The sequence below is a fragment of the Alteromonas sp. ABV4_515 genome (genome assembly GCF_056160345.1).
Genome location: NZ_JBSWWZ010000009.1, coordinates 21,821 through 37,482, shown reverse-complemented (window position 1 = coordinate 37,482; position 15,662 = coordinate 21,821). Strand labels below are relative to the sequence as shown.

The 15,662-nt window shown below is 46.4% G+C and carries 11 protein-coding genes; 5 read left to right on the top strand and 6 right to left on the bottom strand.

Annotation, left to right across the window (positions count from 1 at the left end; genetic code table 11):
- Positions 1 to 13: 13 nt before the first annotated feature.
- The 3 genes from ACXAGX_RS18680 to ACXAGX_RS18670 are packed head-to-tail and all read right to left on the bottom strand — an operon-like array spanning position 14 to position 3,913.
- Positions 14 to 1,738, bottom strand: coding sequence for a dihydrolipoyllysine-residue acetyltransferase (locus ACXAGX_RS18680; protein ID WP_474840224.1), 1,725 nt, complete (start codon positions 1,736 to 1,738; stop codon positions 14 to 16).
- Positions 1,739 to 1,748: 10 nt separating this feature from the next.
- Entirely contained in the window at positions 1,749 to 2,726 is a 978-nt protein-coding gene (locus tag ACXAGX_RS18675; RefSeq protein WP_474840222.1) for an alpha-ketoacid dehydrogenase subunit beta, read from the bottom strand.
- Positions 2,726 to 3,913 (bottom strand): thiamine pyrophosphate-dependent dehydrogenase E1 component subunit alpha, encoded by a 1,188-nt coding sequence (locus ACXAGX_RS18670; protein WP_474840220.1) that lies wholly within the window; start codon positions 3,911 to 3,913, stop codon positions 2,726 to 2,728. Before ACXAGX_RS18670 ends, ACXAGX_RS18675 begins: the two co-directional genes overlap by 1 nt.
- A 395-nt stretch (positions 3,914 to 4,308) precedes the next feature.
- Here ACXAGX_RS18670 and ACXAGX_RS18665 point away from each other — a divergent pair, with 395 nt between their 5' ends.
- The 4 genes from ACXAGX_RS18665 (at position 4,309) to ACXAGX_RS18650 (ending at position 11,226) form a co-directional block, all read left to right on the top strand.
- The gene (locus ACXAGX_RS18665) at positions 4,309 to 8,178 is read left to right on the top strand and encodes a S8 family serine peptidase (RefSeq protein ID WP_474840218.1); all 3,870 of its coding nucleotides are present in this window, start codon (positions 4,309 to 4,311) and stop codon (positions 8,176 to 8,178) included.
- Between the two features lie 84 nt (positions 8,179 to 8,262).
- Positions 8,263 to 9,423, top strand: coding sequence for a PepSY-associated TM helix domain-containing protein (locus ACXAGX_RS18660; protein ID WP_474840216.1), 1,161 nt, complete (start codon positions 8,263 to 8,265; stop codon positions 9,421 to 9,423).
- The gene (locus ACXAGX_RS18655; RefSeq protein WP_474840214.1) at positions 9,423 to 9,890 is read left to right on the top strand and encodes a hypothetical protein; all 468 of its coding nucleotides are present in this window, start codon (positions 9,423 to 9,425) and stop codon (positions 9,888 to 9,890) included. The genes ACXAGX_RS18660 and ACXAGX_RS18655 overlap by 1 nt, the downstream gene beginning before the upstream one ends.
- A 145-nt stretch (positions 9,891 to 10,035) precedes the next feature.
- Positions 10,036 to 11,226, top strand: a complete 1,191-nt coding sequence (locus tag ACXAGX_RS18650) for an NRAMP family divalent metal transporter (RefSeq protein WP_474840327.1) — start codon at positions 10,036 to 10,038, stop codon at positions 11,224 to 11,226.
- A gap of 61 nt (positions 11,227 to 11,287) precedes the next feature.
- On the opposite strand, the gene ACXAGX_RS18645 is transcribed toward ACXAGX_RS18650, so the two are convergent.
- Both ACXAGX_RS18645 and ACXAGX_RS18640 read right to left on the bottom strand, forming a co-directional pair.
- The gene (locus ACXAGX_RS18645) at positions 11,288 to 13,768 is read right to left on the bottom strand and encodes a patatin-like phospholipase family protein (protein ID WP_474840212.1); all 2,481 of its coding nucleotides are present in this window, start codon (positions 13,766 to 13,768) and stop codon (positions 11,288 to 11,290) included.
- Between the two features lie 219 nt (positions 13,769 to 13,987).
- A complete protein-coding gene (locus ACXAGX_RS18640; RefSeq protein ID WP_474840210.1) occupies positions 13,988 to 14,587 on the bottom strand; it encodes a class I SAM-dependent methyltransferase in 600 nt (199 codons plus the stop codon).
- 143 nt (positions 14,588 to 14,730) lie between these two features.
- On the opposite strand from ACXAGX_RS18640, the gene ACXAGX_RS18635 reads away from it, so the two are divergent.
- The gene (locus ACXAGX_RS18635; protein ID WP_474840208.1) at positions 14,731 to 14,952 is read left to right on the top strand and encodes a hypervirulence associated TUDOR domain-containing protein; all 222 of its coding nucleotides are present in this window, start codon (positions 14,731 to 14,733) and stop codon (positions 14,950 to 14,952) included.
- A 32-nt stretch (positions 14,953 to 14,984) separates the two neighbouring features.
- Here the strand turns inward: ACXAGX_RS18635 and ACXAGX_RS18630 are convergent, their stop codons facing one another.
- Positions 14,985 to 15,656, bottom strand: coding sequence for an HAD family hydrolase (locus ACXAGX_RS18630; RefSeq protein WP_474840206.1), 672 nt, complete (start codon positions 15,654 to 15,656; stop codon positions 14,985 to 14,987).
- Positions 15,657 to 15,662 lie beyond the last annotated feature (6 nt).

Genomic DNA, 15,662 nt, shown 5'->3' with positions numbered 1-15,662 from the left:
CTTTTCCCTCTAGTTAGCGCAAATGCATGAGCATTGTCGACGGCGCTTGCAGGTAGCTGCACCAAAAATTATTGAAACGCACCATGGTAGCACCATCAATAATGCGATGATCCCCAGACCAATTTACCTGCATGATATGTTGGGCAGTAACAGTTCCATTTTCGTCAAACCGAGGGAGCTTCTGGGTTTTACCCAATGCGACAATCGCGGCTTCGGGCTTGTTTATGACCGGCGTGGCCGTAATGCCACCCAACACACCGATGTTGGAAATTGAAATAGTTCCGCCTTTCAATGACTCACCGGATAATTTTCCTTCTCTGGCCTGATCAACAAGTTGCTGCATTTGCTTAGCCAAATCGAACAGCGATAAATCTTGCACTCGCTTAATGTTCGGTACCAACAAACCAATTTTACTGTCTACCGCAAAACCAATGTTATGGTCGTCGAAATACGTCAATTCTGAAGCGTCATTATTGAGTTGACTATTGAGGATAGGAAATTCATTTAAAGCCAATGACAGGGCTTTAATAAAAAACGGCATAAAACTGAGCTTAACCCCCTGTTCTTCAAAAACAGGCTTTAGTTCATTACGAAGCGCAATTAAGTTGTCCATTTGCAACTCATCACTCACACTAAAATGCGGAATGGTTTGCACAGACAACTGCATCTGCCTGGCCATCGTCGCCTGCACGCCGCGAACTTTCTCTGTGCGGGTATTTCCTATCACAGGTGTCTGACGTTCTGTTACGGCATGGGAAGTCGATTGACCAGACTTATGGCTTTGCGAAACTGATGATGATGTGGATGACGACACTCCGCTTAGCGCAACTACATCCTGCTTGAGAACCCTGCCTTTTTTACCCGTTCCTTTGACTGCTGTTAAATCTATCTGCTTTTCACGGGCAACACGACGCACGGCTGGACTGGCAAGCACTTTACCCGGTATGACCACAGGTGGCTCGAATTGGCCTTCCCTCGATGACACTTTCGGGTCGGCGGCTTCAGCTCGATTTATTAAATGCTCCTGTGATGGCGCCCACGATTCTTGACCTTGCAACGGCTGATCTGGCGATTGCAGCTCCTGCGGTTGCTTATCAGAACTCGCCGATGCATGAACATTGTCAGCGAGTAGAGAAAATAAGGGGGCATGGACTTTGGCAATTTCACCCTCTTTGTAATAAAGACGGCTTACTATGCCAGCATGTTTGGCTGGAATTTCTACCACGGCTTTATCTGTCATCACTTCCACGATGACCTGATCTTCGGCAACTTGATCGCCTTCAGTCACCTGCCAAGTGACAATTTCGCACTCAACAATACCCTCACCAATATCAGGAAGCAGAAAGTCCTCTCCCTGATTAGAGGTGGAATCTGACGTGTTCGCCTTTTCTACAGTTTGAGCTGCATCAGTTCGCTTATCTTCTGACACAGCATCACCATGGGCCTTTACGTCGTGGGAAACGTTATCTGGTGAAGCAGTGTCGTGTGCAACATCGTTATGCGCTACTGTCATAGCAAAAAGTGGAGCATGTACTTTCGCAATATCACCAGGCTGATAGTGAAGTGTACGCACGGTACCAGCATGCATGGCCGGAATTTGTACCGTGGCTTTGTCTGTCATCACTTCAGCAACCGGTTGGTCTTCTTCAATCACATCACCTTCAGCCACCAGCCATTCCAGCAGCTCACATTCAACGATCCCTTCGCCAATATCAGGCAAAATAAATTCAGTATTCATCAGATTGCCCTTAATAATGCATGGTTTTTACAATGGATTCGTACGTCTTTAGCTCATCCGGCATGTATTCTTTCTCGTGAGAAAGTGGATACGGCGTATCAAGACCGCAAACCCGCGCAACGGGCGCTTCCAAATACAGAAAGCACTTGTCTTGAATGGTGGCGGCAATTTCACTGGCAAACCCGCCGGTTAACGGCGCTTCGTGGTTAATCAATAATCGTCCGGTTTTCATTACGGATCCTGCGACTGTCTCGGCATCCCATGGCGCAATGCTGCGTAAATCAATAATTTCGCAATTAATGCCATCTTCCAGCGCTCTCTCTGCAGCCTTCTGGAGAATTTCGATTTGTGCGCCCCAGCCCACCAGCGTGATATCTTTCCCTTCCTGCACAATGTCAGCTTTACTGAGTGGTAATTCATAATCATCTTCAGGTACATCGCACACAGACGCCCGATAGAGGCGTTTAGGCTCCATAAACAGGACCGGGTTGTCGTCTCGTATTGATGCCAGCAACAAGCCTTTCGCTTGATATGGGTTACGCGGCACCACAATTCGCAAGCCAGGGCAATGTGCAAAAAAAGCTTCTGGCGACTGGCTGTGGTAATGACCGCCGGAAATGCCGCCACCGTAAGGTGTTCTTATTGTTAATGTACCGCAACTGAACTGCCCCCCTGAACGGTAGCGAAATTTAGCGGTTTCATTGACGATTTGATCGAAGGCCGGAAAGATATAATCGCCAAACTGGATTTCAGCCACAGGCACTGAGCCCTGAGCTGCGAGTCCGTTAGCGAATCCGATAATGCCCTGTTCGGTGAGCGGTGTATTAAAACAGCGCCACTTACCAAATTTTTCCTGAAGATGGCTGGTAGCTCGAAAAACGCCACCGAAATGGCCCACATCTTCACCAAACACCATCACCCGTTCGTCTTCTGTCATTATGGTGATGAGGGCGTTATTAATTGCCTGCAGCAGGTTCATTTTCGCCATTACTTTATTCTCCCTGCTGTTTTAGGATAGTTATCAGGATATTTGGCAATATGTTGTTTGAGCGATTGAAGTTGATCTTTTAAATGCCAGGGAACGTGGTCTAAAACATCGGTGACCAAATCGTCAATGGGATTAACCGGCACTTTTTCCGCTTCCTTAAGCGCCGCAAGCACTTTCTCTCGGGTTTCCGATTTTTTCTTTTCGAAAGCATCGGTATCGAGCCAACCCTTATTTTCCAGCCATTTGCTCAAGCGCAAAATCGGATCTTTAAGACGCCACTTTTTCTCTTCGTTTTTAGAGCGATAACCACTGGGATCATCGGACGTAGAGTGAGCTGCTAGACGGTACGTCATCGCCTCGATCAACACCGGGCAGGAATCACTGAGCGCCATTTCTCTTGCCTGTCGGGTAGCAGCATAAATGGCCAAGGGATCATTGCCGTCTACACGTATGGTTTTCACGCCATAACCAATACCTCGAGAGGCAATACCATCTCCGGCGAACTGTTCTTCTGCAGGGGTTGAAATGGCGTAGCCATTATTGCGGCAGAAGAATATTACCGGGCAATGTAGTACCGCCGCCATATTGAGACCCGCATGAAAATCGCCTTCTGATGCAGCGCCTTCACCAAAGTAACAAATGGTAATGGCTTCTTTGCCCGCCATTTTCTGACCATAGGCATAACCCGACGCCTGCGGAATTTGGGTACCTAATGGAGATGAAATCGTCATAAAGTTAAGCGCCTTGTCACCATAGTGAATAGGCATTTGCCGACCTTTATTGGGATCTTTTTCGTTACTGAACATTTGATTCATAAATTGGTCAGTACGGTAACCGCGCCAGGCTAACGCCCCCTGCTCGCGATACTGCGACATGATCATGTCGTTTTCAGATAGCGCAGCGGCACTGGCCACTGCAGCGGCTTCTTCGCCGGTTGAAGCCAGATAAAAGCTGATCCGGCCCTGTCGCTGGGCACCCACCATGCGCTCGTCCAATATGCGAATATATTGCATTACATCCAGCATACGGGTTGCGGTTTCTTTGGCTATATCTGGTGTGTCAGCCTGCGCATGCAAGCTGCCATCTGGCTGCAAGATTTGCAGCATGGGAATGTCTATCAGGCCATTTTCTATTATTTTTACCTGATAGGTGGTTTTTACGCTGGCGAGATGATTTCTGTCCTGCACAACTAAGCCCTCATTGAGTGATGCACAATGGCAATATCGATACTCAATATGCTAGTGTGGTTTCACCGGAAAGACCTTGCTTATTCGAGTCCGCCCATTCACTTAGGAAGAAGTTTCATCCTTGGCCATAGGCAATAAGTAGTACTCTCATCCTATTGAATTAACAATCCATTAAAATAAATAATATTTATTAATTACATTTAATGCATCGCACTTTCATTTTTGCATCTGAAACTGTTCATTAGTCGTTCATATATCACGACGTATAATTTCTAAGATTGATTTCTAGTCCCCTGAACATGTAAAACTGCAGAAAAATTCAGGAACTAGGATAAACTTTGGATAAACGGGTAGTCTTGACCTGCCAGACAGTAGCGCCTGAAAAGGAGAATAATATGAATGACAGAATCGCCATTGCGGTTTCATGTGCGCTGAGCTTTAGTCTACTTACCACACCGCCATTATTTGCAGCTGAAACAGCAACGAATAAAAATAAAGCCACAACCGTCGCAGCTAATCATAAATCGGGCGAGGCGGTTTATATTGTCGAACTGAACGAAGAGCCAGTCGTAACTTACAACGGAAATATCGAAGGCTTTCGCTCAACAAGTACGAAGGGTTCGCAGTCTAAATTGAATACGCGAACTACTGCGGTAAAGCAATATCGGCAATACCTACAAAACCGTCAGCAACGCGTGCTGAGTTATCTTAAAGAGAACGACACATTACCGACACCGTTAGCACAGTATCAATTAGCGTTTAATGGCTTTGCTATCAAGATGTCTGCAAGCCAGGCTGAATCACTCGCAAATGTCGAAGGCGTAAAGAAAGTTCGAAGAGATACCATCCATAAATTAAATGCGTATGTTGGCGCTGAAACTATTGGGGCACCGTCGCTATGGGATGGAACTGAAACAACATCAGGCTTAGATGTGATGGGGGAAGGTATGGTGGTTGCGATACTGGATACCGGCATCAACACCGACCACCCCTCTTTTGCGGATGTCGGAGGGGATGGATACAATCATACCAATCCACTCGGAAACGGAAACTACCTGGGCGACTGTGCAGGCGCTTATCCGTCGCTCTGTAATGACAAACTTATTGGCGTGTACAGTTACTCGGGCATTCTAAGTGCCTACAATGATTCTGATGTATTCCCCTCGCCTCCTCCTAGAAATGGTGAAGATTACAATGGTCACGGTTCACATGTTGCGGCAACAGCAGCAGGTAACGTGCTTTATAATGTAAGCGAAGTCATTCCTGATTACGACGTGACCGCCAGTAGTGGTGTTGAAACCGGTTATATTTTTGAAGAGATATCAGGCGTTGCGCCCCATGCAAATATTATTTCTTACCAGGTTTGTTATCCCGGTGACGAAGAAGATACCTACACAGGTTGCCTTGATTCCATCATCCTACAGGCACTTGAAGACATAATTGATAGCGGTGAGGTAGACGCCATCAATATGTCTATATCTGGCGGTGAATTCCCCTGGGATTCCTCTGTCAATGCCGCATGGCTTAATGCGCATTCAGCGGGAATATTTCTTGCGCATTCAGCCGGTAACGATGGCCCTTCAGGTTCTACCACAGACAAACATGCGCCCTGGTTAACCGCCGTTGCTGCAACAACACACGGTATCACCGTCTCTTATCCAAAGCAGATCCGTGGTTTTTCTGGCGGTAATTCAACATTAGCTGCCATAAGTGGTTTTAGTAATACTGACGCGATAACTGCCTCTATTGTTTACGCTGGTGATTACTTCAATGCCAATGATCCTAATGGCGATCCAGGACAATGTCTGGAGCCATATCCTGCCAATACGTTTAGTGGTCAGATTGTTGTTTGTGATCGGGGCGATATTGCCCGCATTCAAAAAGCCCGAAATGTTGCCGACGGCGGTGCGGGTGGATACGTGCTGGCAAATGTCCAGGGCGGCGATAGCTTCTTAGCAAGTGACGCTTATGTCGTTCCGGGAATCCATATTGATGCTGATGATGGCGACAGACTGAAAAACTGGCTTGCTTCAGGAAGCAATCATACTGCAACAATAACAGCTTCAACTGCAGACGTTATCACCGATGAACAAAGTGCAGACAATGTGGCAAACTTTTCATCCCGTGGACCAAATACGTCTATTAGTACACTTACGCCAATGATTGCTGCACCGGGAGTCGATATTTACGCTGCCTGGGCAGATGAACACTATGGTCATGACGAAACCGGGACTGGGCCAGCTGATTACGCTTATTCATCGGGTACATCCATGGCGAGCCCTCATGTTGCTGGTGCCGCTTTGCTTATCAAACAAGATCACCCAACATGGACACCTGACAATATCCGCTCTGCGATGATGATGACGGCTAAAACCGATATTCAATTGGATGATCAGCAAACTATTGCTGATTGGTTCGAGATGGGTGCAGGCCGATTACAGGTCGAAGCAGCAACCCAGACAGGCCTTATCATGAATGAGACTCGGGCAAATTATCAGGCTGCTAATCCTCGAAACGGAGGGGAGCCTCGTTCTCTTAATATTCCGGCAGTCGTCGATGAAAGTTGCCTGCTCAGTTGTAGCTGGACGCGTACCGTTACTGCCACCCGCAGTGGAAGTTGGAGCGTTGCCTCGGAAACTATGACCAGCGGACTGGATATTTCGGTTACCCCATCTAGTTTTTCGTTGAATGCCGGGCAGTCGCAAACGCTGACGTTCACTATTGATTCATTGTCTGTTCGTAGTAACGAATGGGCTTTTGGCTCTGTTCAATTGACTAATGCTGACTCACCACTCCTTCACATTCCTGTAGCGGTTTACGCTACTAATGGTTCGATTCCGCAATACGTCAATATAGAAGCACAGCGGGATGCAGACAGCCGTATCATTAGCGATATTGCCGCCACAGAAATCGAATCGTTTAACTATGTTTCCTTCGGACTTACCCCGTTAACAACACAGGCACTAACCATTTCACAGGATCCCACACCTGAAGACCTTTTTGATGGTGACGACGGAATAGTAACCATTGATGTTGAAGTTAGCGAAAATGCCCTTCGGCTCTACGCTGAAATATATGATTCCAATTCTGACGATCTTGATTTATACCTCGCTTACGACGAAAACGGTAATGGTCGCGCAGATGAAGACGAAGTTAGAGAAGAAAGTACGTCCTCCAACTCTGACGAAGTAGTGGATGTACTGCGGCCCGAGGCGGGAACCTGGTTCATCGTTATTCAAGGCTGGGATGCAGCAACATCAGGGACAGATAGTTTAATGATCGATTATGTACTTGTTGATGCAGATGATGAAGGTAACCTTTCCGTAACTGGGCCACAAAGTAATCCTGCTCTTACGCCTTTTGATATTCGTGTCATCTGGGAACTGGAAAACAGCGAAGAAGGTGAACGCTATTTTGGCGCGTTCGCATTGGGTACAGATGCGTCGCAACCCGACAACATTGGCGTCAGCTATGTAGAAATAAACCGGGGTGAGGATGATGTTTATCTTTCAGTACCAGACGACGGTATCGTCGCCCTCGGTAGCGAGCAAACCATTAACGTCAATATTGCCAACAATACGACAGGTGAAGACAGAGATTATCGTGTTGCAGTTACCCTACCTGACACCGTCACACTCATTGAAGGTTCAATATCTGACGGTGGCATGCTCACTGGCGATCAGATCATCTGGGAGGTCACGCAGCCTGATTCAGAATCTTTAGGTGCGCAAACGCAAGCGGCTTCCACACTCAATTTTACCGTACGCGTAGAAGACAATGCTACGCCGGCATCGCTGGTGTTTAATACCACATCCTTGGTGACAAACATTCCAGGTACGCAAAGTGAAATTACTGCACCTTACACTGGCGTACGAATTGAAGGTGCGGCTAATCAGGCCCCTACGCTCTCGATTACATCGCCATCTTCGGTTGTTGTCGGCGGAACAATTACTATTCGGGCAACCGCGACCGATCCTGAAGGTGATGCCTTATCTTTCACCATCAACGGTATAGATGGTGCGGTATATTCTGAAACCGCGCCAAGCGCGTCTGCGGGTTCAACCATTGTTTATAGCGTTACCGTATCTGATGGTACTAATACCGTAACAGATACGGTATCGGTGAGTGTAACGGCACAATCTTCCGGTGGCAGTTCGGGAGGGAATGGTGGAAGCAGTGGTGGTGGTAGCTTTGGCATGATGACTCTGTTACTTATTCCGCTTATTGCATGGCGCCGAATGGCTCGGAAAGGTCGCCTCCAGTAAAAAAGAATCAATATCATTTGCATTGGAGGCGATATTCACTAGAATCCCCCTTTATCCTAATAACAATAGCTATAAAGGGGTTTCATGGCTCGGGTGTCTAATCGCTTCCTTTTCCAACTTCACGGCTGGTTTTCTCTGCCAGTCTGGATCTTATTCTTTTTTGTGTGTCTTACCGGCACCGTCGCCGTGCTGAGTCACGAATTTGCTTGGCTGACTAATGCCAATGTACGTGCCACAAACCCTGAAAACACATCAGCATGGACTGCTGCCGATTCCGTTGCACTGGTAAATGAAACCTATCCTTCTGCAGATATAACCGGCGTTGCCGTTCGCGAAGACTACATGGTGCACGAGGTGATGTTCACTGCAGACGACAAACCCTATGCCGTCGCTTATGTGAATCCTTACCTTCATCAAATTCAAGAAGTTAACGACGGCAGTACGTTTATCAACTTTATGCGAACACTGCACGGCTGGTTATATTTTCCCTGGCATGGCAGCTACAGTGTGGGTTATTACCTGGTTTCCGCATTATCAATCGTGATGCTCGGTGCGCTCGTTACGGGTCTGTTGGTGTACAAGAAGTTCTGGCAGGCTTATCGCAATCCCAAACTCAGGAGTCATCAAGGCCCGCGCACATTAACGGCGGATTTGCACAAGCTAGCTGGTGTCTGGTCGCTTTGGTTTCTTCTCATAATGAGTGCCACCGGGCTGTGGTATTTGATTCAAGCCGTCCTATGGCAAAACGATGTAGAGATCGATCCCTGGCCCGAAAACCTTTCAGAGCAGTCATTACCTATGTTGTCACCTGAAGCAAACCGTTCACCAGCGATGCCGGTAACCTTGAGTAATGCGCTTGAACAGGCTGAACAAACGTTTCCAGGGTTTCGTCCAGGATATGTGATGTTACCTGAACACAACCGCGACACCTTTAAGGTATATGGCGGTGGCGCTAACCCATTCTACGACGCAGCCAGTTTCCAATTGGCGATTAATCCGTGGAACGGCGAAATTACACAGACGATCTCTCCTGCAACCATGAATGCCGCACAAACCATATTGCATATTGCCGATCCACTGCACTATGGCACTATTGGTGGCATTTGGACGAAAATCATTTGGTTTGTGTTTGGCTTATTGCTTAGCGGTATGTCGCTTAGCGGCTTTATCATGTGGTACTTACGCGTGAATAAACTTAAAAAGTCCCAAACACGCAACGCAACCTCACCCATTCAGGAGGCATAATGGCGCGTTTACAAAAGCAATCCTCATTTCGTTATTTAATCAATGGGCTTATTCTGGCATTGCCTATTTATTTCATCTACAAGGCGCTGAATCCGCAGTTCCCCGCCGTGCTACCTGAAATTAAAGCCGGTGATTTTTCGCTTACTGCGATGCCTTATGATGAAAATATGCCCTACCAGCACGATGGTTTATTCGTAAAAGACTTTCTGGTTATGTTTCAGCAAGGCAGTGTTGATGACGTTCGTATGGCCTTTCTAAACATTGGCGAGTCGCCACTGCCCTTTGAAGAGGCGCAGTCTTATGAGCTTGGCGTACTTCACGGTACGAAACACGGGCAACACGTACATGGACTCAGTAGTGAAGTTATCAAACCCGGTGATAAGGTGTGGATCACACTACAAACCTGGGATGGAAAACTGCATCAGGGTGCGTGGCAAGTTCCATCGTACCTCCTGAGCGACGTTTAACCTCTGCATTTTTAAACTGTTCATGTAAACTGTGCCAACGCGTTTTTAATTACGGATCTGTAGCAGGAACACAGAGTTGGCACACTCCACATTTTCTTTAAATACCTTACGTAACCTTACTCAACTTCTTGGCCCCGGCGTTCTCATGGCCACCGCCGCAATTGGCGGCAGCCACCTTGTTGCCTCAACACAAGCGGGCGCAATATACGGCTGGCAACTTGCTTTACTGGTTTTCATTGTAAACCTGCTTAAGTACCCTTTTTTCCGTGCGGGGGTGAGTTACACCATCAGCGCTGGTGAAACCTTGCAAACGGGCTATCTTCGCTTGGGTAAAGGCTATCTGCTTTCGGCATTATTGTTGAACATCATTTCAGCTGTCGTGAATTCAGCGGCGTTATTGATGTTTTCAGCCAGTCTTCTCGGCTATTTCATGCCAATGGATATCAGTGTTCCGCTGCTTGCCGCCGTTATTCTTATCGCCATATTGGTTATTCTCATTGGCGGTCATTTTGCGGCACTAGAGAAGATATCGAAGGCAATCATGATCACCCTCGTCATCGCCACAATTTCAGCGACTTTCATCGCTTGGCAAAACGGCGCAGTAGCACCCGATGATTACGTGTCGCCCTCCCCTTGGACCATGGCCGCTATCGGCTTTTTAGTGGTTACTATGGGTTGGATGCCGGCCCCCATTGAGATATCCGGTATTACCTCTTTATGGCTTAAAAAGCAGTGTGAAGAAAAAGCCGTTACCGCGAAGTCTGCCTTATTTGATTTTAACCTTGGATACTTCACCACCATGATCCTTGCACTGGTTTTCCTGGCCCTGGGTGCTCTGGTACTGCATGGAAGTGGTGAAGCGCTCGCATCTGGCGGTATCGGTTTCTCCAAACAGCTTGTGGGTTTGTATGCGGGTACCATTGGTGAATGGGCGCGTTGGCTTATCGCCGTGGTGGCATTTTTATGTATTTTCGGTTCAGCACTCACCGTTTACGATGGTTACTCCCGCGCCGTTACCGAGGCTATTTTGCTACTGAATGGTAAAAAAGAAATGCCAGAACGCAATGTTGTTCTGGTGCTGTCTCTTGTTGCCGTATTAAGTTTTATCATTGTGCTGTTTTTCAAAGCTGCCCTGCTCGCCATGCTGGGATTTGCCATGACGCTAGCCTTCATAACCACGCCCATGTTTGCTTTGCTGAATCACAAACTGGTGCGCAAAGCTGAACTGCATGACAGCGTTAAAGCCGGGCCTTTCATCACAACCTTGAGCTACATTGGTTTGGCATATCTGTTTGGCTTTCTAGCCATATTCATTGCCTGGAAGTGGTTTCTTTAATAGAGCGGCTATGAAGCCGCTCTCCTTACTGTTGCAAGTTTTACAGAACAAAAACTTACTTTCAAAGTAAATCCGTGTACGGGGTTACTTCATTTCTAAGCTCCCAAAACGCGTTAAGCGCATTGGTACTCGGCTTGCTGTCTTTTTTAAGCACGTCCTTCGTATAGAAGATAGGATTTGCAATTTTTGCCGCATCCGTGAGCTGTTTGTCGCTAGGCATAGGGATCTGAACAAAGTCATTATCATTAATAGATGCCCAGGAATCGAAATCGATACCCAATTTCCCATCTTCAATGTAGTAGCCCGACCATTTTAATGCAGCGCTTTCACTCTCATCGATGGCCCAATCCCGTTCGGCAAAGCAGATAAGATAGAGTTCCTTTGCATCTTCAGACAACATCACTGGGTGTCGATCATTATCGGCAACGCCTTTGCCATCCAGTTCAAACTTCTTATTATCAACCCTTACGCGAAACTCGTATTCGGTTTTCTTATTTACGTAACTCAATTCGTTTATGGCTTTTTCAATGCGACTTTTGATGAAGGTCAGTACGACGTCATTGGCCCAACCCAGATTGATGAAATTTGAGGTGCTGACGAGTTCTCCAACTCGATAAGCGAGTTTTTTCAAACCTCCTTTGTATTCTTCGTTAAATGCGGCCTTATCAGTAAACTCTCCTGGATATTTATTGGCGCGCGTCGGCGCCAGTGTTCTGGGGAGCAAAAGGGATTCTCGAAGTTTGATAAAACTGCAATAGCGAGCTACTTTTACTTCATACTTACTCGGCAGTTCCGACATAAAGCCCGCAAATCCCGCAAGCGGAGAGCCGGGAAGGAATATCATTTTATTGATCTCATTGTTGTCGTCAAAATCCAACGGTGCAATTGAGATCAACTGACTGTTTCGGCTCTTGGCTTCCAGATCAGCAATTAAGTCGATATAACTAAACAACATGGCTTGCATAGCAACATGCTCTAACCCTTTACCGGTAATGACATCCCACGTTGATGTTGCTATTTCCTTACCGTTTCCCTCTAGTGCGCTTACTAGTGAACCCGGTTCACGTGCAAGCCGCTCAATTTCATTCGCCACGCTTGCAGACAAGGTAGGAATAAGCGCTTTATTTGAAAACTGGCTGAGCAGTACGCCCAGTTTGTCGCGTAAATCCAAAAACTCTTGTTCGGTAGCAACGACGCCTTTCGCTAACATATCCCTAAGTTCATTACGCATTTTGAGCTTATTCGCAATTTGAAAGTTACGATGGTGCTGTTGTGAAGAAGCTTGAGAATGAATTGCACCAAGCAAACTCTTTCCTGCTGGCAGTAATTTATCCAAGGAAGTAAGTGACAGTAAATCGTTGCCATCAAAGGTACTGACCAACGACAGCGGCTTTTGATCACGAAAAGATTTAAGATGAGGAAGGTTATAAGATACTTCTTCGCCAACAAATGGGTCGACAAAGATGATGCGACGTTCAAAAGGCGCCTTGATGTTTAAATGGGAAATAGAATCGATATGCGACGCTAACTTAAAGGCTTCGGTTACCGGAGAGTTGGCAAAAGTACCGCCATCAACATAAGTGTAAACATAGCTACTCACAGATGGGTCTATCCATAAGCCTGCGGGATATTCCCACTGCCAACGCCTAAGGGATACCGGTTCAAATGCTGCCGGAAATGCGCCACTTGCAATGGCTGTGGCGACAATATGTCGCCAGTCCTTTCTTGCGCGAATATCAAACGCGACATTATCGATGTTGTCGCCCCAATGAAAGCGAACCCAACGCTTAGGGTGAATATCCGTGTCTGAAAATTTATCGTTAGACACCGAACCAAAGTTAATATCAAAGATTCGGTGTTCCTGGTGAAATTTAGACGTTAGCGCGTCGGCAGATGCTAAATCAGGCTGCTCATCATCGCTGACTGCCTTGAGGTACTTCGCATCGACATTGGCGATAATTGGATTCAGATTCGAAATACTGCAGCTATACAACACCCTGTTTGCCAAAACAGGATGCGTTGCTTTGTCTTGTTCGTTGTAACTATCACCGTCATCAGGAAACAAATATTCTTTCGCAATATTCGTCACAGCCGCTTTATTTAAAATTCCGGCTTGTTTAATTAATGGCGGGAATCCGTCTTCCTCAGGCTCAAGCAGTTTGTGGAGGGTTATTTCTTCAGTCCAGATCTTATTCATTTTTTGCTGAGCAAGTTCAGCATCGATGAGTTGCTCTTTGCGCTTTTGATCTGTCCAAGACGCGGTATCGATTTCATAATCGGTTGCCAGTTTCTTCCAGGCCGCTTGCCGCACCGCAGTGTCTTTCGCTGGAAACGCGAGTGCCCGTAACATCACCCCTAAACTCATTGCACCAGCACTGGCACCAGAAAACACATCTACAACGACGTTTTCGTAGGGGTTACCGTCTTTATCTGTGCCGTATAACAAGGCGAGTTTGATTGACTCCGTGAGTGCTGCGCCAGAGAATGATCCTAGAGAAACGCCGCCGCCCATAGCGAAGCCAAGTTTCAGAGTTTTACCCATTTCTTATGTCCTTTAAAAAATTGAATAACAGGCATTGCGCCTAAACGTTAAGTAAAGTTGAAATGGATGGAAGAAAACCAGTAAGACAAAGCGAGAGAGAACCGCGCCTCTAAAGCAAATCCCGTGCTGATAGCCCGAATGGCAAACACTGCGTTTCCATCGCATGTCATCCTATAGAAATGATTAAAAATAAACCAGGCCATTTGACCAATTTACTTCTCAGATTTTCTCCACAATGAGATAAGTGTGTAATTCAGGCAGTTGGTCATATTCAAGGTGCTTTATTTTGCAGCCTAATGCCATCAGGCAGTCTATAAAGCCATTCGTCCCTAACGTTGAGTAGCACACCTGTGGGCCCATTGCATTATTACAATGTTCGCCTTCTTCGTCGGTACCACCAAAAGTAAATATGAATATGCCACTTGGTTTAAGAAGGGAAACAATTTTTGCAAGCACAGTCCGCTGTTCACGTAGTGGCACATGCCAAATACTGTCCCATGCAGAGATAAAATCGAAGCGGTTAGTCGAGCTGAACGATAAAATATCGGTGTGATAAAAATCTAAGTGCGGATGACGTAGGCGAGCAAGTGCGATCATTTTCGCTGAGATATCTATCCCTGACACAGCGAAGCCATCTTCTAGCAGCAAATCAATAAAACGCCCGGTACAACCGCAGCCAACATCCAGCGCATTCTGTTTATTTTTGGCAAACGCTATCGCTTTTCTATGCTGAGCTACACCGTTTTTACGATTAAAATCATCCCGCGTCCAAAGGTGGGTGATCTGGTCGTAGGCTAACCCTGTTTGCTCTGGTGTCATCCTTCATTCCTTAGCCGTAAATCAGTGAGATGTTTCCGTTTCTATTTCGATATTATCAGCCTTCATTTGATTAACAATAATTCATTGATCTTACTTGCAGGCTTGTTGGTTTAAATCCCAAATACTTTAAAGGACATCACTAAATGAAGAATTTTGCGATTAACACTGAAGTTGAATGGGAATGGGGTAATGGTTCTGCGTCAGGCAAGATTAGAAAAAAATATAATGAGGATGTGGAAAAAACACTGCAGGGGTCGAAAGTTACCCGCAAAGCGAGCGACGACGACCCGGCTTATCTCATAGAACAGGATGACGGCAGCGAAGTGCTAAAATCACACAATGAAATCAAAAAATCTTCCGGCTAAAATGAAGCATTCGGTACGTTTTGGAAGCCGCATCATTTCCATCTCACCACCTCGATGTGATTTCCAAATGCAGCTACGAAACGCTTACGGCACTTCGATGTTGGGTTTATCACTATTCGCTTATTGCACAGCGCTAACAAAGGAATGTCGGAAGCGCTGTCTGAATAACCGATAACTTGAAAATAGCCTTGTAGATTAAAGTGTCTTTCTACTGAACTCACTTTATTCGCGCCGTAACAGTGAAATTGACTAATGCGACCACGCATAAAGGTCCGTTCTTGCGAACACAAAAAGTGTGAAACCGGCAGGCGTAAAGCTGCGACAATTCTCTTAACCATCCAAGCAGAAGCGCCACTCACAATAACAACCTCATCCCCCTTCTCTATGTGATGGGTTAACGCTTTTTTCGCAGAATCAAATATACGCGTGTTGGGTTCGGCCAGATACGCACTAATAAATTGGTGTCTTAAATCAGCCTGCTTTCGCCGCCCCATTCCTGCGGTTAGCAACCAAAGCACTATTGATAAGCCGGACTTTTTCGTTTTAATAAATGAGATGAATAGGAATATTAGCGGTGAAAATAGCACGACACAGATCATTCGCAGCAGGCTACGCCTCAACATAAAACGAATATACGCGTCGCCGGTGTCTCGATTAATTATCGTTTTGTCGAAATCTACTAGAACCAAATTCCTATCATGCATTGGACT

Coding starts and splice junctions, on each gene's coding strand:
- ACXAGX_RS18675 (WP_474840222.1), bottom strand. CDS start 2,726: ATGGCGAAAATGAACCTGCTGCAGGCAATTAATAACGCCCTCATCACC.
- ACXAGX_RS18650 (WP_474840327.1), top strand. CDS start 10,036: ATGGCCACCGCCGCAATTGGCGGCAGCCACCTTGTTGCCTCAACACAA.
- ACXAGX_RS18660 (WP_474840216.1), top strand. CDS start 8,263: ATGGCTCGGGTGTCTAATCGCTTCCTTTTCCAACTTCACGGCTGGTTT.
- ACXAGX_RS18665 (WP_474840218.1), top strand. CDS start 4,309: ATGAATGACAGAATCGCCATTGCGGTTTCATGTGCGCTGAGCTTTAGT.
- ACXAGX_RS18680 (WP_474840224.1), bottom strand. CDS start 1,738: ATGAATACTGAATTTATTTTGCCTGATATTGGCGAAGGGATCGTTGAA.
- ACXAGX_RS18630 (WP_474840206.1), bottom strand. CDS start 15,656: ATGCATGATAGGAATTTGGTTCTAGTAGATTTCGACAAAACGATAATT.
- ACXAGX_RS18635 (WP_474840208.1), top strand. CDS start 14,731: ATGAAGAATTTTGCGATTAACACTGAAGTTGAATGGGAATGGGGTAAT.
- ACXAGX_RS18655 (WP_474840214.1), top strand. CDS start 9,423: ATGGCGCGTTTACAAAAGCAATCCTCATTTCGTTATTTAATCAATGGG.
- ACXAGX_RS18640 (WP_474840210.1), bottom strand. CDS start 14,587: ATGACACCAGAGCAAACAGGGTTAGCCTACGACCAGATCACCCACCTT.
- ACXAGX_RS18645 (WP_474840212.1), bottom strand. CDS start 13,768: ATGGGTAAAACTCTGAAACTTGGCTTCGCTATGGGCGGCGGCGTTTCT.